General features: G+C 61.0%; 20 protein-coding genes and 1 tRNA gene. 15 read left to right on the top strand and 6 right to left on the bottom strand.

The window, feature by feature from the left end; all coding sequences use genetic code 11:
- The first annotated feature begins 183 nt into the window (after positions 1–183).
- The 3 genes from AB5Y97_RS04630 (at position 184) to htpG (ending at position 3,148) form a co-directional block, all read left to right on the top strand.
- A tRNA-Ser gene (locus AB5Y97_RS04630) sits at positions 184–271 on the top strand.
- A gap of 184 nt (positions 272–455) precedes the next feature.
- Positions 456–1,058, top strand: a complete 603-nt coding sequence (recR, locus tag AB5Y97_RS04625; RefSeq protein ID WP_005352677.1) for a recombination mediator RecR — start codon at positions 456–458, stop codon at positions 1,056–1,058.
- A gap of 176 nt (positions 1,059–1,234) precedes the next feature.
- The gene (htpG, locus tag AB5Y97_RS04620; protein WP_201947925.1) at positions 1,235–3,148 is read left to right on the top strand and encodes a molecular chaperone HtpG; all 1,914 of its coding nucleotides are present in this window, start codon (positions 1,235–1,237) and stop codon (positions 3,146–3,148) included.
- A 105-nt stretch (positions 3,149–3,253) separates the two neighbouring features.
- Here htpG and AB5Y97_RS04615 read toward each other — a convergent pair whose 3' ends face one another.
- The 6 genes from AB5Y97_RS04615 to pspF all read right to left on the bottom strand — a co-directional run bounded on the left by AB5Y97_RS04615 (position 3,254) and on the right by pspF (position 9,695).
- Complete coding sequence (locus tag AB5Y97_RS04615) at positions 3,254–4,039, bottom strand: ATP-binding cassette domain-containing protein (protein WP_201947927.1); 786 nt, start codon at positions 4,037–4,039, stop codon at positions 3,254–3,256.
- A gap of 34 nt (positions 4,040–4,073) precedes the next feature.
- The gene (locus tag AB5Y97_RS04610; RefSeq protein WP_005333679.1) at positions 4,074–5,072 is read right to left on the bottom strand and encodes an oligopeptide/dipeptide ABC transporter ATP-binding protein; all 999 of its coding nucleotides are present in this window, start codon (positions 5,070–5,072) and stop codon (positions 4,074–4,076) included.
- Complete coding sequence (locus AB5Y97_RS04605) at positions 5,072–5,965, bottom strand: ABC transporter permease subunit (RefSeq protein ID WP_368157295.1); 894 nt, start codon at positions 5,963–5,965, stop codon at positions 5,072–5,074. The genes AB5Y97_RS04610 and AB5Y97_RS04605 overlap by 1 nt, the downstream gene beginning before the upstream one ends.
- Positions 5,966–6,000: 35 nt before the next feature.
- Complete coding sequence (locus AB5Y97_RS04600; RefSeq protein ID WP_201947929.1) at positions 6,001–6,960, bottom strand: ABC transporter permease subunit; 960 nt, start codon at positions 6,958–6,960, stop codon at positions 6,001–6,003.
- 2 nt (positions 6,961–6,962) lie between these two features.
- Complete coding sequence (gene sapA / locus AB5Y97_RS04595) at positions 6,963–8,558, bottom strand: ABC transporter substrate-binding protein SapA (protein WP_041202111.1); 1,596 nt, start codon at positions 8,556–8,558, stop codon at positions 6,963–6,965.
- Positions 8,559–8,666: 108 nt separating this feature from the next.
- A complete protein-coding gene (pspF, locus tag AB5Y97_RS04590) occupies positions 8,667–9,695 on the bottom strand; it encodes a phage shock protein operon transcriptional activator (protein ID WP_368157294.1) in 1,029 nt (342 codons plus the stop codon).
- Between the two features lie 196 nt (positions 9,696–9,891).
- On the opposite strand from pspF, the gene pspA reads away from it, so the two are divergent.
- The 12 genes from pspA to AB5Y97_RS04530 all read left to right on the top strand — a co-directional run bounded on the left by pspA (position 9,892) and on the right by AB5Y97_RS04530 (position 20,691).
- The gene (gene pspA / locus AB5Y97_RS04585; RefSeq protein ID WP_005361184.1) at positions 9,892–10,578 is read left to right on the top strand and encodes a phage shock protein PspA; all 687 of its coding nucleotides are present in this window, start codon (positions 9,892–9,894) and stop codon (positions 10,576–10,578) included.
- Positions 10,579–10,581: 3 nt separating this feature from the next.
- Positions 10,582–10,818 carry an envelope stress response membrane protein PspB gene (gene pspB, locus AB5Y97_RS04580; protein WP_005333672.1) on the top strand — a complete coding sequence of 79 codons (237 nt, stop codon included), beginning with the start codon at positions 10,582–10,584 and terminating at the stop codon, positions 10,816–10,818.
- A complete protein-coding gene (gene pspC, locus AB5Y97_RS04575; protein WP_005333670.1) occupies positions 10,815–11,219 on the top strand; it encodes an envelope stress response membrane protein PspC in 405 nt (134 codons plus the stop codon). The genes pspB and pspC overlap by 4 nt, the downstream gene beginning before the upstream one ends.
- A gap of 101 nt (positions 11,220–11,320) precedes the next feature.
- Positions 11,321–12,727, top strand: a complete 1,407-nt coding sequence (locus tag AB5Y97_RS04570) for a YcjX family protein (protein WP_201947931.1) — start codon at positions 11,321–11,323, stop codon at positions 12,725–12,727.
- Between the two features lie 53 nt (positions 12,728–12,780).
- Positions 12,781–13,812, top strand: coding sequence for a YcjF family protein (locus AB5Y97_RS04565; protein WP_201947932.1), 1,032 nt, complete (start codon positions 12,781–12,783; stop codon positions 13,810–13,812).
- 157 nt (positions 13,813–13,969) lie between these two features.
- A complete protein-coding gene (gene phhA, locus AB5Y97_RS04560) occupies positions 13,970–14,764 on the top strand; it encodes a phenylalanine 4-monooxygenase (RefSeq protein WP_201947934.1) in 795 nt (264 codons plus the stop codon).
- 63 nt (positions 14,765–14,827) lie between these two features.
- Positions 14,828–15,166 carry a 4a-hydroxytetrahydrobiopterin dehydratase gene (locus tag AB5Y97_RS04555; RefSeq protein ID WP_021231380.1) on the top strand — a complete coding sequence of 113 codons (339 nt, stop codon included), beginning with the start codon at positions 14,828–14,830 and terminating at the stop codon, positions 15,164–15,166.
- Between the two features lie 148 nt (positions 15,167–15,314).
- Positions 15,315–16,862, top strand: coding sequence for a transcriptional regulator TyrR (gene tyrR / locus AB5Y97_RS04550; RefSeq protein ID WP_005333656.1), 1,548 nt, complete (start codon positions 15,315–15,317; stop codon positions 16,860–16,862).
- Between the two features lie 189 nt (positions 16,863–17,051).
- Entirely contained in the window at positions 17,052–17,609 is a 558-nt protein-coding gene (locus tag AB5Y97_RS04545) for a YfiR family protein (protein WP_005333646.1), read from the top strand.
- A complete protein-coding gene (locus AB5Y97_RS04540) occupies positions 17,606–18,835 on the top strand; it encodes a diguanylate cyclase (protein ID WP_201947936.1) in 1,230 nt (409 codons plus the stop codon). The genes AB5Y97_RS04545 and AB5Y97_RS04540 overlap by 4 nt, the downstream gene beginning before the upstream one ends.
- A gap of 35 nt (positions 18,836–18,870) precedes the next feature.
- Entirely contained in the window at positions 18,871–19,359 is a 489-nt protein-coding gene (locus AB5Y97_RS04535; RefSeq protein WP_005333642.1) for an OmpA family protein, read from the top strand.
- Positions 19,360–19,488: 129 nt separating this feature from the next.
- Positions 19,489–20,691 carry an ISL3-like element ISAeme19 family transposase gene (locus AB5Y97_RS04530; protein ID WP_368157222.1) on the top strand — a complete coding sequence of 401 codons (1,203 nt, stop codon included), beginning with the start codon at positions 19,489–19,491 and terminating at the stop codon, positions 20,689–20,691.
- Positions 20,692–20,694 lie beyond the last annotated feature (3 nt).

The following is a 20,694-nucleotide window of genomic DNA, read 5'->3' as shown; positions in this document are numbered from 1 at the left end:
TTGAAAGGGATACGAAACGGCATATTTTTGGTCACTTGGTTCGGATATTGAGCAAACGAACGCAAAAAGTAAAAAATTGCATTGACCAAAAGCCATCGTATCCCTTACATTACGCCCCGTTGCCGCGGCATGGTCCGCAAGCGAATGTGCAGCTCAAGCACATAAAACAGTGAGCAAAAATTTGGTGAGGTGTCCGAGTGGCTGAAGGAGCACGCCTGGAAAGTGTGTATACGGCAACGTATCGAGGGTTCGAATCCCTCCCTCACCGCCAAATTGCAAAGCCCTGATGGAAACATCAGGGCTTTTTGCTATCCGCGTTTTTGCGAGCGCTGTGGGCAAGCCGATGGCGATGGGCGGCGGGCTCGGGTATAGTCCTGCGCCAATGGCGTTATCCTGTTTTGCTGACCCGTCGTGGCCCTGGTGGTGGCGAGGGGCAGGCCTGTGTAAGGAGTGTTATGAAGTTCAGTCCCCTGCTCGATGAGATGATGAAAGCCCTGCAGGTATTGCCTGGGGTGGGGCCCAAGTCTGCCCAGCGGATGGCCTTTACCCTGCTCGAGCGTGAGCGCAGCGGCGGTTTGCGGTTGGCCCAGCTGCTCTCTCGCGCCCTGACCGAGATTGGCCACTGCAGCCACTGCCGCACCTTTACCGAGAACGATCGCTGCGATATCTGCGCCAATCCCAAGCGGGAAGAGAATGGCCTGCTCTGCGTGGTGGAGAGCCCGGCGGACGTGGCGGCCATCGAGCAGACCGGTCAGTTTTCCGGTCGTTACTTTGTGCTGATGGGCCATCTGTCGCCGCTGGACGGCATCGGCCCGGAGGAGCTGGGGCTCGATATTCTGGAGCGCCGTCTGAAGGAAGAGCACATCAGCGAGCTGATCCTCGCCACCAATCCCACCATTGAAGGGGATGCCACCGCCTGGTATATCGCCGATATGGCCCGTACCGCCGGGGTGGAGGTGAGCCGCATCGCCCACGGGGTGCCGGTAGGGGGCGAGCTGGAGCTGGTGGATGGCACTACGCTCTCCCACTCCCTGATGGGGCGCCAACGCTTGAAATAGCAAGGCGAAAGCCAGTTTCCCCGCATTAATAGCGGTCGCGCTGGGTAAGAAATAGCCGTTTGAGCGGATTTAAAGGGGCGAGTGAGCGGGATTGCACACTCGCCCCTTGATATTTGATTGGCCGTCCCCATCTAGGTTGGGCGTATGTTCAACCCGATGTTTCTGAGGATTGGTCCATGACCCAAAGTGTTCATGCCGAAACCCACGGCTTTCAAACTGAAGTCAAACAACTGCTGAGCCTGATGGCTCACAGCCTCTACTCCAACAAAGAAGTATTCCTGCGCGAGCTGATCTCCAACGCCTCCGATGCGGCGGACAAGCTGCGCTTCAAGGCGCTTTCCGATGCCTCTTTGTTCGAAAACGACGGCCAGTTGCGTGTGCGTCTGGTGGTGGACAAAGAGAAGCGTACCCTGACCATCTCCGATAACGGGATCGGTATGACCCGTGAGCAGGTGATTGAGCACCTGGGTACCATCGCCAAGTCCGGCACCGCAGAATTCTTCAAAAACCTCTCCGGCGATCAGGGTAAGGATTCCCAGCTGATCGGTCAGTTCGGGGTCGGTTTCTACTCCGCCTTTATCGTGGCCGACAAGGTGACCGTGGTCTCCCGCGCCGCCGGTACTGCTCCGGAGCAGGGCGTACAGTGGGAATCTGAAGGGGAAGGCTCCTTCACCGTCGCTGACGTGACCAAAGAGGGTCGCGGTACCGACGTTATCCTGCACCTGCGTGCCGAAGAGGACGAGTTCCTCGACGACTGGCGTCTGCGCTCCGTGGTGGGTAAATATTCCGATCACATCAGCGTACCGGTCGAGATGTTCAAAGAGGGTACCCCGGATCGGGAAGAGGATGGCGAGACCATCGTCGGCACCCCGGGCGAGTGGGAACAGGTCAACCGCGCCACTGCACTGTGGACCCGCAACCCGAAAGATATCAAGGACGAGGAGTATCAGGAGTTCTACAAGCACGTCGCCCACGACTTTGAAGATCCGCTGCTGTGGGGTCACAACCGGGTGGAAGGGGCGCAGGAGTACACCAGCCTGCTCTACGTACCGGCCCGCGCACCGTTCGACCTCTACAACCGCGAGCAGAAGCACGGTCTGAAGCTCTACGTGCAGCGCGTCTTCATCATGGACGACGCCGAGCAGTTTATGCCGACCTACCTGCGCTTCGTCAAAGGGGTGCTGGACTCCAACGATCTGCCGCTCAACGTCAGCCGTGAAATCCTGCAGGACAACAAGGTGACCGCCTCTCTGCGCAAGGCTTGCTCCAAGCGCGTGCTGACCATGCTCTCCAAGCTGGCGAAAGACGATGCCGAGAAGTACGCCAAATTCTGGAAAGAGTTCGGTAACGTGCTCAAAGAGGGCCCGGCCGAGGATTACGCCAACCGCGAAGAGATCGCCAAGCTCCTGCGCTTTGCCAGCACCGCGGGCGAGGGCGAAGCCCAGACCGTCTCTCTCGAGGATTACGTTGGTCGCATGAAGGAAGGCCAGCAGAAGATCTACTACATCACTGCTGACTCCTATGCCGCTGCCAAGAACAGCCCGCACCTCGAGATCTTCCGCAAGAAGGGTGTCGAAGTGCTGCTGATGTGGGAGCGCGTGGACGAGTGGCTGATGAGCCACCTGACCGAGTTCGACGGCAAGCAGCTTATCTCCGTCACCCGTGGCGAACTGGATCTCGGCGATCTGGAAGACGAAGCCTCCAAGCAGGCCCAGGAAGAGGCCGAAAAGGCCAACGCCGGTCTGGTGGAGCGGGTCAAGAAGAGCTTGGGCGATGCAGTGAAAGAGGTGCGTGTCACCCACCGTCTGACCGACTCCCCCTCATGCATCGTCACCGACGCCTACGGTATGAGCACCCAGATGATCAAGCTGATGCGCGCGGCCGGCCAGCCGGTACCGGAGCAGAAGTACATTCTGGAGCTCAACCCTGATCACGCGCTGGTGAAGAAACTCGACACCATTGAAGACGAGGCTCTATTCGGTGAGTGGGTCACCCTGCTGCACGAACAGGCCCAGCTGGCCGAGCAGGGCGGGCTGAACGATCCGGCGAGCTTCGTCTCCCGCATCAACCGTCTGCTGCTGCAAGCCTAAGCAGCAACGCCGGTAACAGAAAGCCCACTGCATGCAGTGGGCTTTTTTGATCTCGCCGAGTGAGCTCGGCGAAACACAGCGGCAAGGGAAGCGGCCAGCGCCTCTCTATTTACGGTATTCGTTGTTGTAGTTCTGGATGAGACGGCGAGTCACCTCATGCTGGGGATCGGCAAACACCTTGAGAGTCTTGCCGCGCTCCACCACCCGACCTTCGTGCATCACCAGCACCTCGTCGCTGATATGGCTGACGATGCCCAAATCGTTGGCTACCAGCACATAGCTCAGCCCCATGGTCTCCTGCATCTCCAGCAGCAGGTTGATGATCTGGGAGCGCACCGAGATATCCAGGGTGGAGAGCGCCTCATCGGCCACCACGATCTTGGGGTTGAGGATCAGCGCGCGTGCCAGCGCCACCCGCTGTTGCTGACCGGAGGAGAGCATCTGCGGATAAAACAGGGAGTGGTCCGGCAGCATCCCCACCATGCGCAGGGTTTGCACCACCTTCTCGCGGCGCTCCTCCTCGGTCATCTCGGTGTTGAGACGCAGCGGGGTTTCCAGGATCTGGCCGACCCGGATCTTGCGGTTCAGCGAGGTGTTGGGATCCTGAAAAATCATCCGCAGCAGTTTGCAGCGAGTCTGGTAATCGCCATGCACCATCAGCTGGCCGTCGATGGCGATGTCGCCGCTGGTGGGTTCGATCATGCCAGCCAGAATGCGGGCGAGGGTGCTCTTGCCGGAGCCTGCCTCGCCGACGATGGCGAGGGTCTGGCCCACTTCGAGGTCAAACGAGAGGGGCTTGATCGCCTCTACCGCCTGACGACGAAACAGACCGGTACGGTTCTGGTAGGTTTTGCTAAGGCCTCTGACCTGCAACAGGGATGGCTCGATCACAAGCGGGGCTCCTTCATGGGGGCATTAACGGTCATCATTTTTTGGGCTCCTCCATGTTCAGCGGGAAGTGGCAGCTGAACTGATGGCCCTTGATCTTGTTCATCAACGGAGTTTGCACGCACTGCTTCTGGGCGTAGGGGCAGCGCGGCCCCAGACGGCAGCCGATGGGCAGGTGTTGCAGCGGCGGGATGACGCCGGGCAGGGTCTCGAGGCGCGACTTGTGGCGCACCAGCTTGTCAAAGTCGGGGATCGATTTGAGCAGGGCATCGGTATAGGGGTGATGCGGGGTTTCGAGGATCTGCTCCCGGGTGCCCACTTCCACCATCTGGCCGCAATACATCACGTTGATGGTATCAGTCAGATTGGCGATGGCGGCGATATCGTTACTGATGATCAGGATGGTGGTATTACCCAGCTTGTTCATCTTGTCCAGCAGTCGCAGGATCTGGGAGTGGGTGGTGGACTCCATGGCGCTGGTGGGCTCGTCGGCTACCAGCAGACGCGGCTGGTTGGCAATGGCCATGGCGATCATCACCTTCTGGCACATGCCATCCGACAGCTCGTGGGGATAGGCGCGCATCACCTTGCGGTGATCCTTGACGCCTACCCGGTGCAGCAGGGCGATGGCCTTCTTCTTGCGCCACTGGAAGCGCTGCCAGAATTGTCCCTCGAACGAATCGGTCGGGATCGCCTCTTCCAGCTGGGTGCCGATCTCCTCGGAGGGGTCGAGACAGCTGATGGGGTCCTGGAAGATCATGGCGATCTCGCGACCCATGATGCGACGGCGCTCCTTGGGGGCCATGGTCAGCAGATCCATGTCGTTGAAGCGCATCCGGTCGGCACGTACCGTCCAGTTGTCCTTCTCGATGCCGACGATCACTTTGGCGATCAGACTCTTGCCGGAGCCGGATTCACCCACCAGACCGCGGATCTCCCCCTCGGTCAGGGTCAGGCTCACCTTGTCCACCGCCTTGACCTTGCCTTGCGGGGTGTCGATCTCGATGGTGAGATTGCGAATATCGAGCAGCGGCATCAGTCATTCCCCTCTTTGAGTGCTTCACGAATGCCTTCACCAACTAAATTGGTCACCAGCACGCTGAACAGGATGGCGATGCCGGGCAGGGTGACAGTCCAGGGGGCGAGATAGATAAGGTCGCTCGAATCGGCCAGCATGGTGCCCCACTCCGGTTGGGGAGACTGGGCGCCTAGACCGAGAAACCCGACCGCCGAGATATCGAGAATGGCTGCCGACAAGGTGCGGGTGGTCTGGGCCACCAGGGTTTCGACAATGTTGGGCAAAATAGCCAGACGCATGATCCGGAAGGGGGGCGAGCCATCGAGACGGCTGGCGGTGATGTACTCCTTCTGCATCTCGGCATGTACTGCGTTGTAGGTGGCCCGGATAAAGGGCGGGATCAACGCCAGGGTAATGGCTATCAGGGTATTGCCAAAACCCGGCCCCATGATGGCGACCATGATGATGGCCATCAGCAGGGAGGGGATGGAGAGCAGGGTATCGAGCAGGTGGTGCAGCACGCTCGATTTAAGCCCCTTGCTCATGCCGCCGAGGATACCGATGGCGGAGCCCACCACCATGGCGATCACCACAACGACCAGCGCGTAACCAAAAGTGAGACGCGCCCCTACCACCAGCCGGGAGAGCATGTCGCGCCCCAGATCGTCGGTGCCGAGGAAGTAGTCGATGTTGCCGGTCGCCGCCCAGGAGGGGGCGAGCAGCAGCTTGTCGGTGTGCTGTTCATCGATGCCGTAGGGGACGACCAGCGGCCCCACCAGCGTGATGAACAGCAACAGCAAAAAGCACCAGAGCCCCGCCATCGCCAACGGATTGCGGCTGTATGAGGCCCACGTCTGCTCAAGGGGTGAGAGGATCTTGAGCTCGGGATAGATGTTCGATTTATCTTGCATAGGATACCTGGCTCCTGGTCACGCCATGAGCGCGTTCAATCTTGTTTGGCATACAACTCTTTGCGCCGTGCCGGATAGATAAGGGTGGTCAGCAACTCGGTGCTGACGCTGGTCAGGATCACGAAACTGGCCACCACCAGGGTCGCGCCGCGAATGGCGGCGTAATCCTGCAGGGCGATGCTGCTGATGAGCCAGCGGCCGATCCCGTGCCACTCGAACACCACCTCGGTGATCATGGCGGAGGTGAGTACGCTGCCTAGCTGCAGACCCAGCAGCGGCAGTACCGGCGGCAGGGCGTTCTTCAGACCATGGCGCCAGACGATCTGCGCCTTGGAAAGGCCCCGGCTCGCCGCCGCCTTGATGTAGTTCTGCTTCATCACGTCGATGAGGGAGCTGCGCACATGGCGGATCACCTCGGTGGTGGGCACCACCGCCAGCACCAGTGACGGGAGAATGAGGTGGCGCAGGGCATCGTGCAGCGCCGCTTGCCGCCAGGGTTCGTTGCTGAGCAGCACATCGATCACCACGATGCCCGTGATGGGGGGGACGTCGTAGAGCAGGCTGATCTGCCCGGAGGCTGGCAGCCAGCCGAGATCCAGCGAAAAGAGCATCACCACCAGCAGCGCCAGCCAGAACACCGGCACCGCATAGCCGATAAGACCGGCAGTCATGATGGAGAGATCCAGCGTCTTGCCCTGTGACAGGGCCGCCAGGGTGCCGAGAGGAATCCCCACCAGCAGCGAGATGGCGAACGCCGCCAGACAGAGGATCAGGGTCGCCGGGAAGTAGTGGCGGATCTCGTCCAGCACCGGCAGTCCGGAGACGCTGGAGAGCCCCAGGTCACCTGCGAAAATGCGGCGCAGGAAATCGGGATAGCCGCTCCAGAAGCTGAGCTGATGGCCGATCAGCCGATAGTCCAGCAGATAGGCAACAAAGGTCAGCGCCAGCAGGGTGATGAGCAGCAGGTTGATGCGGCGCAAGGTGTATAGAAGCATGCTTACTCCCTGTGAGCCTGGTTGAAGGAGGTGCCGCCAAAGGGCATCAGCGTCAGCCCCTCGATGTCGCTGCGGCTGACCTGGGTACGCAAGGCGTGTGCCAGCGGGATCAGCGGCAGCTGTTCGTTAAGCAGGGTCTGGGCATAGTAGTAGTTGCGCAGCCGGAACGAGAGCTGGGGCGTGGTGACCGCATCATCCAGCAACTGATCGAAGGCCGGGCTACACCAGCGGCTGTAGTTGTTGCCGCGCTCCACTGCCGAGCAGCTCAGCAACTGGCGGAAGAAGTTGTCCGGGTCGGCGTTGTCGGCAATCCAGCCAGAGAGCAGGCTGTCGTACTGCCCCTTGGTGAGGCGGCCTTCGATCACCGGCCACTCCCGTTGCACGATCTTGAGCTTGATCCCGACCTTGGCCAGATCGCTGCGGATCAGCTGGGCGGTCTTGACCGCATCCGGGTTGTAGGGGCGGGCGTCCGGTTGTACCAGCACCTGCATCTCGAACCCTTTCTCCAGACCCGCCTCCTTGAGCAGCTGGCGCGCCCGTTTCAGATCGGGTTTGCGCTCGGGCAGGCTGGGGTTGTACCCCCATGAGAGGGTCGGCAGCAGGCTGTTGGCGGGCAGGCCGGTATCGAAATAGACCGCCTGAAGCAGGTTGTCGATATTGATGGCGCTGGCAATGGCCTGCCGCACCTTGACGTTGTTGAACGGCGGCTTGCGGGTATTGAGGGCCAAAAAGGCGACGTTCATCCCCGACTGGACCGAGAGGCTCAGCGCCGGATTTTGCTTGATCACCGAGAGCTGGCTGGCGGAAGGGGTGCTCATCACGTCGCACTCGCCGGTCAGCAGCTTGGCCAGCCGTTTGGCGGATTTGGGGGTAATGTCGTAGACCAGCTGTTCAATCTTGGCATCGCCGCCCCAATAGCCGGGATGGCGCAGATAGCGAATGAACTCGTTGTGGCGATACTCCTTGAAGCTGAACGGCCCGGTGCCGATGGGGCGGCTATCCAGCAGGGCAGGGGTGCCCGCCTGCAACATCTGCTCGGCGTATTCGGCGGAGAGGATCACCGCATAGTCGCTGGCCAGGGTGGCGAGGAAGGAGGCGTTCGGCTGGTTCAGCTCGAATACCACCGTCTGCGGCCCCTTCTTGCTCACCCGCTTGATCAGCAGATCTTGCCCCAGGCTGTAGAAGTAGGGGTAATCGCCGCCGGAGACATTGTGATAGGGGTGCTGCTCGTCCAGCTGGCGGGCATAGGTAAAGACCACGTCATCGGCATTGAAAGTGCGGGTGGGCTTGAACCAGGGGGTATGGTGAAACGTCACCCCCTTGCGCAGGGTCAGGGTATAGGTGAGGCCATCCTCGCTGACATGCCAGTTGGTGGCGAGCGCCGGCTCCAGCGCCAGGGTGTTGGGGTTCACCTCCAGCAGGCGGTCGTAGAGCGGACGGGCACTGGCATCCAGTGTCACCCCGGAGTTGGAAACATGGGGATTGAAGGAGAGGGGGGATCCCTCAGCACAATAGATGAGTCCGGTTTTGGAGGCCTCGGGTTGCTTCTGGCAGCCGGTGACCAGCACCAGCAGACCCAGCAGCAAGGGTGTGAGCATTCTCATTGTTGAACCATGTTCTTATAGGGGTTTTGTACGCACGTTTTGATACAAATGTGCCAGCGCGAAGGCTGGCGTGTTGCTGGAGTCGGCATCAACCGCGCTCCTTCACTCTTGTTCTGCATCGTTATCGCCATCCAGCAGCTGATATTTGCGTAGCATGCCACGGAACTGGTGATAGCTTAAGGCCAGCAGTTGAGCGGCTTTGCGCTGATTATACTGGGATTGCTGCATCGCTTGCTTGAGTAAATTAATCTCGTACTCCGCCACCGCCTGCTTGAGATCGAGCGGCAAGGCGAGGGGGGATGCAGATTGTACCTCGCTTCGGGCCTCTTGCGCAGGTTGCGTGACCTGTGGTCGCCATGGCGAATCAAACGGGTTGAGCACCAGGGGCGAGAGCGGCAGTTGGGGATTGCCCTGACGATAGATACTGCGCTCCACCACGTTCTTCAGCTCCCGCACGTTGCCCGGCCAGTGGTAATCCAGCAGCAGCTGGGTTGCCTTGCGCGAGAAACCGGCAAACAGCGGATAGCCCAGCTCCCGGGTCATGCTGTGGGCGAAGTGCTCCGCCAGCATCAGGATATCTTCCCGCCGCTCCCGCAAGGGGGGGAGGGTGATCACATCAAACGCGAGCCGGTCGAGCAGATCGTGGCGAAACTGACCCTTGTTGGCCAGCGCAGGGAGATCCTCGTTGGTGGCGCAGACCAGCCGCACATCCACCTTGAGGGGCTTGGCCCCGCCCACCCGCTCGAACTCGCCATACTCGATGACCCGCAGCAGCTTCTCCTGCACCCGGGCGCTGGTGGTGGCCAGCTCGTCGAGGAAGAGGGTGCCGCCATCGGCCCGCTCGAAGCGGCCCTGATGGCGCTTGGCTGCACCGGTAAACGATCCCGCCTCGTGACCGAACAGTTCGGTCTCCAGCAGGCTCTCGCTCAGGGTAGCGCAGTTGATGGTGACAAAGCTTTGATCCCAGCGCGCCGAGAGATAATGTAGGCGGTGGGCGATCAGCTCCTTGCCCGTCCCCCGCTCACCGATGATCAGCACGGGTTTGCGCAGCGGGGCGAGCCGTGAGGCCTGCTCAATGATCTCGAGAAATGCGTTGGATTCCCCCAGCAGGCTTTCCGTGGCCGTGGTCATAGTGATCCCTGTCAGTTGTAAAAGCTGGTCAATCTTACCAAAAGTTGGTGATTTTAATCATCTCTTGCTCGAGGCATCTTGCAATCCGGCTATTCTGCCCCATATAAATCAACAAGTTAAATTTTGTTCCAGATTGGCACACAAGTTGCCATTGTCAATGGAGAAACAACGCCATGCCAATAACAGGAGTGCAATCATGAGTATTTTTTCCCGTCTGGCCGACATCATCAATTCCAACCTGACGGCCCTGCTCGACAAGGCAGAAGATCCCCAGAAGATGGTGCGCCTGATCATCCAGGAGATGGAGGACGAGTTGGTCAAGGAGCGCTCCAATCTGGCCCGCTTCCTCGCCAGCCAGAAAGAGATTGGCCGTCAGGTCGCCCGTCATCAGGAGCGGGTCGACGAGTGGCAAGCCAAGGCCGAGCTGGCCCTGACCAAGGGGCGTGAAGATCTGGCCCGCGCCGCCCTTATCGAGAAGAAGAAACAGACCGAGTTGTCAGAGACCCTCTACCGCGAGCAGCAAGCGGTCGACAGCGGCATCGAGAAGCTGGGTGAAGAGATCCGTCAGCTCGAAGCCAAGCTGGAAGATGCCCGCGCCCGTCAAAAGGCGATGGCCATTCGCACCGAAGCGGCCAGCAGCCGTCTCAATGTGCAGAGTCAGGTAGCCCGTGGCGAGAGCCAGGCGGTGGTGAGCAAGTTTGAGCGGATGGAGCGTCGCATCGACGAAATGGAAGCGCGCGCCGATCTGGGTCAGTCCGACAAGGCGCTGGCGCAGCAGTTTGCCGAACTGGAAGTGGATGACCAGATCAGCCGCGAGCTGGAGGCGATGCGCCAGAAGCTGGGCCAGGGCGACAGCAAAAGCGAAGGCAAACAGGGGGAGTAACAGATGGAAGATCTGCTGGGCGTATTGATGGTTCCCATGGTGGTCTTCATGGTGGTGGTAGCTCCCATCTGGCTGGTGCTGCACTATCGTGCCAAGGGGCGGATTGGCGCCGGTCTTGCCGATAGCGAGCGGGAACAGCTACAAGGGCTGCTGGCTCGCACCGAGAAGATGCAGGAGCGAGTGGGCGCGCTGGAGTCGATTCTGGATGCGGAAGTACCCGGTTGGAGGAACAAGGTATGAGCAGTGTCAGTCGTGAAGGGCGTAACCTCTATCGCGATCCCCAGCGTGGCAAGATAGCCGGGATCTGTGCCGGTTTGGCTGAGTATTTCGGGGTGGAGACCTGGATCGTGCGGCTGCTCGCCATCAGTGGCCTTATCTTCGCCGGTTTCATTACCTTCACCGCCTATATCGCTGCCTGGTTCTTGCTCGATAAAAAGCCGGTCACCCTCTATTCGCAAGAGGATGCCGACTTTGCCGAGGTGCGGATGAAGGCGCGCAGCTGGCAGGCGGGGATCACCCCTCATCAGGCGCTGGGCCGCATCGCGCAGGAACTTGACGCGCTGGAGCCCAGAGTTCAGCGGATCGAGAAGCTGGTGACCTCCAGGGAGTTCACCCTGCAGCGGGAATTTCGCAAGCTGTAGTTCTTGCTGAAGCCCCCATGTCGATGGCGGCGCCTCCCGTGATGCGCCACCATCGACACCAGCTATCCAGATGCAACCACCAAGGGAGAACGGGTCAAGCCTTGATACTCAATAAACTGGAACAGAAGTTGACTCGCCTGCAACACAAGGCGAACGACGTGGTGAACCGGGTGCGGGATCGCCATATTCGGCTGGCGGTGACCGGCCTCTCTCGCAGCGGCAAAACCGCCTTTATCACGGCGCTGGTCAACCAGCTGGAACACGCGGCCATCGATGGCCGTTTGCCGTTGTGGGATGCCCTGCGTCAGGGGCGCATTCTCGGCGCTCGCCGGGTGCCGCAGCTCAATGCCCACATTCCCACCTTTGCCTACGAGCGCGGCCTCGATTCCCTATTTGGCGATCCACCGGCCTGGCCAGAGCCCACCCGCGGCGTGGCCGAAGTGCGGCTCGAAATTCGCTATCGCACCCGTCATCCTCTGCGCAAGCATCTGGGGGAGATCTCCACCCTCTACGTGGATCTGGTGGACTACCCCGGGGAGTGGCTGCTCGACTTGCCGCTCCTTGAGATGAGCTACGAGCAGTGGAGCGAACAGGTGCGCGAGCAGCTTCGTCGCCCAGAGCTGCAGGCACTTGCCGCCAGCTGGCTGACACCCGGGTGGCAGGTCGATCAGCGCTTCGAAGAGCGGCCGGTGGCTGAGCTAGCCGAGCGCTACACCGCCTATCTGCACGCCTGCAAACAGGAGTTGGGGTTGCACCTGATCCAGCCCGGTCGCTTCGTCTTGCCGGGGGAGTATGCCGGTGCCCCCATGCTGCAATTTGTCCCCTGGGTGTGGGAGATGCCCGCCGGCGAGCCTGCCGATGGCACCCTCTACGCCACCCTCAGGCAGCGCTTCGAGCAGTACAAGCAGCATCTGGTGCAGGGTTTTTATGAGCAGCACTTTGCCGGTTTCGATCGCCAGATCGTGCTGGTGGATTGCCTGCAGCCCCTCAACGCCGGGGCAGCCAGCTTTGGTGACATGCAGCAGGCCATCGCCCGCATCATGGAGAGCTTTGCCTACGGCAAGAGCAACTGGTGGCGGCGGCTCTTCTCGCCCCGTATCGACAAACTGCTGTTTGTGGCGAGCAAGGCCGATCACGTCACCCCCGAACAGCATGCGCCCATGGTCTCCCTGCTCCAGCATCTGGTGCGCAGCGGCCGCGGCCAGGCCCGTTTCGAGGGGATCACTACCGAGTGTCTGGCGCTCGCCGCCATCAAGGCGACCGAGGTGGGCAAGGGGGTGGCCAATGGCCGCGAGTTTCCCGCCATCCGCGGCACCAGCCTAAGCGGTGAGCCGCTGCTGCTCTTCCCCGGGGAGGTGCCGCCCCATATTCCGCCCGCGCAGTGGTGGAACAGTCAGGGCTTTGATTTTCAGGCGTTTCGCCCCATGCCCATGAGCGCCCATCAGGCGCTGCCCCATATCCGGCTCGATGCGGCGCTGGAGTTTCTGCTCGGGGATCACCTCGAATAACGGTGTGCGGTCTTGGCACCTGAGCCGAAGGCTGCGCACAGGAGAACAATGCGATGAACGATCAGATAAAAGAGCGGCCACCGCTGCAGGGCAAGGTGATCCTTGAGCCTGCCATGACGGTGGCCAGTGACGAGCGACCGCCCGCAACGGCCCAGCGGCTGGAGGAGGCGAGCTTCGAGCGCCTCGACGAGCTGGACGATTTCACCGAGGTGGAGAGCGCCCTCGTCAGCAAACCGCGTCGCCGTCATCGGCTGCTGGCGTGGGGGCTGGGGGCGGTCGGTCTGCTCTCGTTGGGCCAGTATGGCGCCTTTCTTTACGATCAATTCCTCACCACCCCGCTCTGGGGCAGCGCCTGGCTTGCAGCCTCGGCGCTGGTGGCGGCGGGCACCGCCGGGGTGGTGGGGCGCGAGTGGCTGCGCCTGCGCACCCTCAAGCGGCGCCAGGATGTGCGCTCGCGGGCCGAGGATCTGCTGGCCCATCAGGGAGTCGGGCAGGGGCAAGCCTTTTGCGAAGGGTTGGCGGTCAAAAGTGGCGACAAGGGGCGCGAGGGGTATCAGACCTGGCTGGCTCAGCTCGACGAGAGCCACAGCGATCGGGAAGTGCTGACCCTCTATAGCCAGCTGGTGCTCGCCGAGCGCGACAAGCTGGCACAGGCGCGGGTGGCCAAATGGTCGGGGGAGGCCGCTGTGCTGGTGGCGCTCAGCCCGCTCGCCACCGTCGACATGATGCTGATGTTGTGGCGCAACCTGCGGATGATCGAGGATATCGCCGATGTCTATGCCATCGAACTTGGCTACTGGAGCCGCATACGCCTCATCCGTCAGGTGTTTCGTAACATGCTCTACGCCGGTGCCACCGAGCTGGTGACCGAGGTGGGGATGGACTTGCTGGGCGCCGAGTTTGCCGCCAAGCTCTCTGCCCGCGCCGCACAAGGGGTGGGGGCCGGGCTGCTCACCGCTCGCCTTGGCCTGCGCACCATAGAGGCGTGCCGCCCGCTGCCCTGGTGTGCGGACGAGAAACCCAAACTCGGCGAGTTGCGCAAGCGGCTGATCGGCCAGCTGGCGGGGTATCTCAATAAGCCTTGATGGCTGCTGGAGATTAATAGCGGTTGTCACAATTTATTTACAACTGTTTCCGGCAGCCGACTCATGGGTCGGCTGCTTTTTTTGTTGCCATTTCGTTACAGTGAAGCCGTGATGAAACGGCAAGGCGCCTGATGTGGCGCCAGAGGATGGAACCGCTATGGCAACCTTCTACACCGCCCACCAGCCGGATGCTGACGGGGTGATTCACTACAGCAACGAAGAGCACGGCACCTGGCAGGTCCTGATCGAACGTCAGTTCGCCGCTCTCGATGGCAAGGGGTGTGACGAGTATCTGGCCGGTCTCGACAGACTGGGGCTGCCCCGTGATCGCATCCCCCAGCTGGCCGAGATCAACGCCGTCTTGCAGCCTGCGACCGGCTGGTCGGTGGCGGCAGTACCTGCACTTATCTCGTTCGATCGCTTCTTCGCCCTGCTGGCCAATCGCCAGTTTCCGGTGGCGACCTTTATCCGGCGCCGGGACGAGCTCGACTACCTGCAAGAGCCCGATATCTTTCACGAGATCTTTGGCCACTGCGCCATGCTGACCAATCCGGCCTTTGCCCACTTTACCCACCTCTACGGTCAGTTGGGGCAACAGGCGAGCAAGGAACAACGGGTCTTTCTGGCGCGGCTCTACTGGTTCACCGTGGAGTTTGGCCTCTTGGCAACGCCGGACGGGCTGCGTATCTACGGTGGCGGCATTCTCTCCTCCATCGGCGAGACTACCTATGCCCTCTCGGGTAAGCCGCTGTTGCAATCTTTCGATCTGCTGACCGTGTTGCGCACCCCGTATCGCATCGACATTATGCAGCCCACCTATTTTGTGCTGCCGACTCTCGACCAGCTCTACCAGCTGAGCGGGGAGGAGATCATGGCTGCGCTGGCCGAGGCCAGTCGGCTGGGCCTCTATCCGCCGCGCTTTGAGGTTGCCACTGGCAAGCAGGCGAGCTGACCAACAGCAAACAACCCTATTTCATTTTCATTAATTTTTCATTAATTCAAGCAGGAGTCACCCATGTCCGAACTGGCCAGTCAGCAGTGTGAAGCGTGCCGCGCCGATGCCCCCAAGGTGAGCGATGAGGAGCTGCGCGAGCTGATGCAGCTGATTCCCGACTGGCAACCGCTGGTGGTGGAGGGGGCGCTGCAACTGCGGCGGGAATTTACGTTTCGCAACTTCAAGGAGGCGCTGGCGTTTACCAACCGCCTGGGGGAGCTGGCGGAGGCGGAGTTCCACCATCCCGCCATCCTGACCGAGTGGGGTAAGGTGACCGTCAGCTGGTGGACCCACAAGATTGGCGGCTTGCACCGCAACGACTTCATCATGGCTGCGCGTACCGATCAGTTACTCCGGTAATGGCGCCCCACACCAGCGTCATTGGTTGACCCGGGCCTGCCTGCGAAAGCGGGGCAGGCCCGCATTTTTATGGGCTGGCGCTCGCACTGGGGGGATCGAGACTGTATTATCCGCTCATTCATAGAGTTAGCTAGGAAGTGTGTCCCGAATGCGTCTTGAAGTCAGCTGTGAAGACCGCCTGGGCCTGACCCGGGAACTGCTCGACCGCCTGGTGGAGCACAATATCGATCTGCGCGGCATCGAAATAGATACCTCAGGCATCATCTATCTCAACTTTCCCGAGCTGGAGTTCAGTGATTTTCAGCACCTGATGCCGGAGATCCGCCGTATTCCCGGCGTCTACGACGTCAAGACCATCCCTTACATGCCTTCCGAGCGAGAGCACCACGAGATCGAGGCGCTGCTCAAGGCGCTGCCGGATCTGGTTTTCTCTCTCGACAGCAAGGGTAAGGTGACCCAGGCCAACCAGTCGGCCCTCACCACCCTCGGCTTGCCGGTGGAGGAGGTGCGCGGCGTGGCGCTCGGTTCGCTGGTCAAGGGGTTCTCCTTCACCCGCTGGCTGGAGGCGAGCGAGATCAAGCCACAGACCTGCAAGCTCAGTTTCAATGGCGAAGAGTATCTGGCGGATCTGATGCCGCTGTTCGTGGCAGAAGCCCGCGGCAAGCAGGCGCTGGCCGGTGCCGTGGTGGTGCTCAAATCTGCCCGTCGGGTCGGCCTGCACTTCAGCGCGCTCCATGCGGTGGAAGTGGGGGGCTTCGAGCATCTGCAGGCCGAGAGTCCCAAGATGAAAGAGGTGCTGTCGCAAGCGCGCAAACTGGCGATGCAGGACGCGCCGCTGCTGATTGTCGGCGAGACCGGCACCGGCAAGGAACTGCTGGCCCGTGCCTGTCACGGGGCCAGCCTGCGCTCCAGTCACCCCTTTATGGCCCTCAACTGCGCCGCCATGCCCGATAACGTGGCCGAGAGCGAGCTGTTTGGTTATGCCCCCGGTGCCTTTGGCAACAACACCGAGGGTAAGCGCGGCGTGCTGGAGCTGGCGAGTGGCGGCACCCTGATGCTGGACGAGATCGGCGACATGTCTCCCCATCTGCAGACCAAGTTCCTGCGGGTGTTGCAGGATGGGGTGTTCCGCCGGGTCGGTGACGAGCAGGAGGTGAAGGTCAACGTGCGTTTCATCTGCACCACCCAGAAGCAGTTGCTGGATCTGGTGCACGAAGGAACCTTCCGCGAGGATCTCTACTATCGCCTCAACGTGCTGAGTCTGGCACTGCCCCCCCTGCGCGAGCGCAAGGCGGACATCATGGTGCTGGCCCAGCAGTTTGTCTCCCGCTTTGCCAGCGAGTTGCAGCGACCCCGTCCGCGCTTTACCCGCAACATGGCCGACTACCTGACCGCCTATCGCTGGCCGGGCAACGTGCGTCAGCTGCGCAACTGTCTCTACCGTGCCATGACCCTGCTGGAAGGGGATGAGCTGGGGCCCGAGCAGATCGACCTGCCGGTGGCGGCCGATACCATGCCGCTGATCGACGAGTGGTTTGAGGGGAATCTCGACGATGCGGTGAAGCGCTTCGAGAGCCAGCTGCTGGCCCGGCTCTATCCCGCCTTCCCGTCGACGCGCCAGCTGGCCAAACGCCTGGGCGTGTCGCATACCGCCATCGCCAACAAGCTGCGGGAATACGGCATCAGCAAGAAGTGATTTCCACCTTGCTGCCTGCCACCAGAGAGCCCGTTACCAGACGGGCTCTCCGTTTTCTTTACACGAACTCTGTAGTCGATGGCGGGGTGAGACTTGTCAGGCCAGTGTCAGCCAACTTACTATCTGGGGTCATGTACCCGAACCGCAATGCCATAGCAGCGGTATTGTCAAGGCGACCACCTCCCGATCATGCTGTTACTCTTTTCCCCCCGTTTAACTGCCCGTCTGGCGCTCCTGTTGGTTGCGTTTGGCCTGCTGTTGCCCCGCGCGCTGGCGGAAACGGCCGCGGAGAGCCGGGCGACGGCGGTCAGGGAGCTGGTGCTCGATATCATGAGTTACACCCGCTGGCCCACCGAGCCTGCGGTGCTGCGCATGTGTGTGGCGGCGCCGACCGAATATGCCGGCGCCCTCTTTACCATCGATCGTCAGGCCAATGGCCGTACCGTGCAGGTCCATCGTTACGAGGCGAGCGATCCGGCCATCAGCGATCACTGCGATGTGCTCTATCTGGGGGTACTCGACGAGCCGACCCGGATTGCGCTGTTTGCCCGCCTGCAGGGACACCCAGTGCTCAGCATCAGCGAATACAACCACGACTGTTCCACCAGCTCGGTGTTCTGCCTGCAGACCTCGCCGGACAGCGTGCGAGTGCGGTTTAAAGTGAACCTCGATGCCCTGGCCCTGAGCGGCGTGCGGGTGCATCCCGCCGTGCTCAAGCTGGCCCATGCCGACAAGGGGGTTCCATGAGACGACAGGTGAGCGCGGCTCCCCGCCGTCTGACCCTGCGTCAGAGCCTGGGGCGAACCCATCTGGTGGCCGCCATCACAGCCGTCAGCGTGGCGGGACTCTTTTTTACACTGGTGGCCCTGCTGGTAGTGCATTTTTACGCCGACCACAATCTGGAGCTGGTAGCACGCGCCATCAGCTACAGCGCTGAGGCTGCGGTGGTGTTCCACGATGAGGAGGCGGCGAGCGAGGCGCTCAGTGGCATCGTTGCCAAGGAAGAGGTGGCTGAAGCCACTATCGTGCTGACCAATGGCCAGCTGCTCGCCAGTTGGGAGCGCCCCAGAAGCAACCCGCTGGTGACGCTCGAAGACTATCTGGCCCAACTGCTGATGCCGGGGCCTGTCAAACTCCCCATGCTGCGGGGTGGTGAGCAGATCGCCACCATCGAGCTGCGCGGCCACGGTGAATACCTGTTGCTGTTTTTGCTCTCGGCGCTGCTGGTGATGGTGGTTTGTCTGATGCTGAGCGCCATGGTGGCACTCTATGTGGCTGACCGGATGCAGGTCTCCATCACCGCACCGCTGCGCAAACTGGCACTTGTCGCCCACTCGGTACGCCGACAACGCACCCTGGGGATGCGGGCGCCACCGGCCGATATCGTTGAGCTAAACGAGCTGGGGGATGACTTCAACTCCCTGCTGGATGAATTGCAAGCCTGGCAGGCCCAGCAAGCCCGCGAGAATGCGAGCTTGCTCCATCAGGCGACCCACGATGCCCTCACCGGACTGCCCAATCGCGCCCTGTTTGAAGCACGGCTCGCGCAGGCCATCTCCCTCGGCGAGCAAGAGGGGTTTGCGCTGCTCTATCTCGACTGCGATCGCTTCAAGCAAATTAATGACACGCTGGGGCACAACGCCGGTGACGATGTGCTGATCGCGCTCTCAAGACGGGTACAACATCAGCTGCGTCCGGATGATCTGGTGTTTCGCCTCGGTGGTGACGAGTTTGCAGTGCTGGTTGGCCCACTCCAGCGACAGCATGAGGTGGAAGAGGTGATTGGCCGCATCCAGCAGGCGATGAGCGAACCGGTGGCGCTGCGTGACGGTCGTCAGCTGGTGGCCGGGGTGAGTGTCGGCTTTGCCGTCTATCAGGCGGGCATGAGTGCCAGCGTGCTGTGTGATCAGGCCGATGCAGCCATGTATCTGGCGAAACGGGCGCGCCGCAGTGAACAGCAAACCATCGCCTGACTGGCAAGAATAACAACATAAACAAGGAGCAAACCATGAAGATCACCCACCTGTTGAAAGTGACCCTGCTGGGGTTGATGTTGTCGCTGCTGGCCGGTTGCCAGAGCGCGCCCAAGGGGTTGACCCCGGAGCAAATCGCCGTGCTCAAGGAGCAGGGCTTTTATCTGACCGATGAGGGGTGGACGCTGGATCTGGCCAACCGGGTGCTGTTTGCCAACAACGTGGGGGCGCTCAACCCCCAGACGCGTCAATCCGTTGAAAAACTGGGTAAAACACTGCTTGGCGTAGGGTTGGACAAGGCGCGGGTGGATGGTCACACCGACAATACCGGTGAGAGCAGCTACAACCAGCAGCTCTCCCTGAAGCGGGCCCAGTCGGTGGCCGATGTGCTGGTCTCGGTCGGCATGAAGCCAGCCAATCTGGAGATCCATGGCCGTGGCGAGACCATGCCGCTGGCGGATAACAAGACCAGAGAGGGCCGGGCCGCCAACCGCCGGGTTGCCATCGTCATCAGCGATCAATAACCCTTTCATCGTTTCGTTACCCATAAAAAAAGGTTCTTCGCGGGATCTTGGGGAAGTGGAAGTTGACAGACAGGGTGCTGGTAAACTGGCTGTCTCCAAACACACCACCACCATCACCCTGCTGTCGCCGTGCATCATATTGATATTGCCTCCTTCTGGCCAGGTTATACCGTCATCGCCCAAGCGCTTTCTGCCAACCATCACACCCTGTTTACCCTTGAGCCTCGCGCCGACCTGTTGCCCCGTTGTCGCCGATGCCTGCAACCCACGCCATTGATCCACGACCAACGTATCCGCCGGGTGCGTGAGCGAGACCTATTTGACCGACAAGTCTGGTTACAACTGCCTGTTCGCCGCGTCGACTGTCTGCGCTGTGGTCGCGTCAGTGAACATATCGACTGGCTCCCCTCTGGCTCCCGCCTCACCCGGCGCATGCAGTGCTGGATTGAAGCGCTCGTTCAGTACCTCCCCATCCGCCATGTCAGCCAGCTCACCGGGGTCGGTTGGCACACCATCAAGGAGATCGACAAGCGCCGTTTGCAGACCAGTGTGGGCACCATCGAACTTGGGGAGGTGCGGCGGCTGGTGATGGATGAGTTTGCCCTGCACAAGGGACACCGCTATGCCACCGTGATCATGGATGCCGAGCGAATCCGCGTCCTGTGGGTGGGGCACGGCAACAGCCGGGCCGCTATCCGTCCCTTCTTCGAGCAGCTCGGCGAGCGATGCCAGCAGATTGAAGCGGTGGCGATGGACATGAACACGGCGTTCGACCTGGAGGTGAAGCAACACTGCCCGCAGGCGGAGGTGGTCTACGACCTGTTCCACGTGGTGGCTCGCTATGGCCGAGAGGTGGTGGACCGGGTGCGAGTGGAGCAGGCGAATGCACTGAAAAGCGATAAACCGGCGCGAAAAGTGGTCAAAAGTGCGCGTTGGTTGCTGCTACGTAATCGGGCGAAGTTGAGTGAAAAACAGGATGTGAAGTTGCAGGAGCTGTTGGCGGCGAATCAACCGCTGGCGATGGTGTACGTGCTGAAAGAGGGGTTGAAGGGCATCTGGTATGCGCCGAGCGTGTGGGAAGGATGGCGACGATGGCGGAGCTGGATGCGGCAGGTGAAGGAAAGCGGGCTAGCGCCGCTGCAACGATTTGGTCGAAATTTATCGAAATATATGCGGGGGATCCTGGCGAGTGCAAACTACCCGATGCACACGAGTGTGCTGGAAGGGGTGAACAACAAGATCAAAGTGATAAAGCGCATGGCATATGGATTTAGGGACTCAGAATACTTTTTTCTGAAAATCAAGGCGGCCTTCCCCGGAAAGCCGCGATGAACC

Source organism: Aeromonas sp. R10-2 (assembly GCF_040908445.1).
GTDB classification, from domain to species: domain Bacteria; phylum Pseudomonadota; class Gammaproteobacteria; order Enterobacterales; family Aeromonadaceae; genus Aeromonas; species Aeromonas veronii.
Note: the sequence above shows the minus strand (reverse complement) of the source record. Positions and strands in the feature narration are given on the sequence as shown.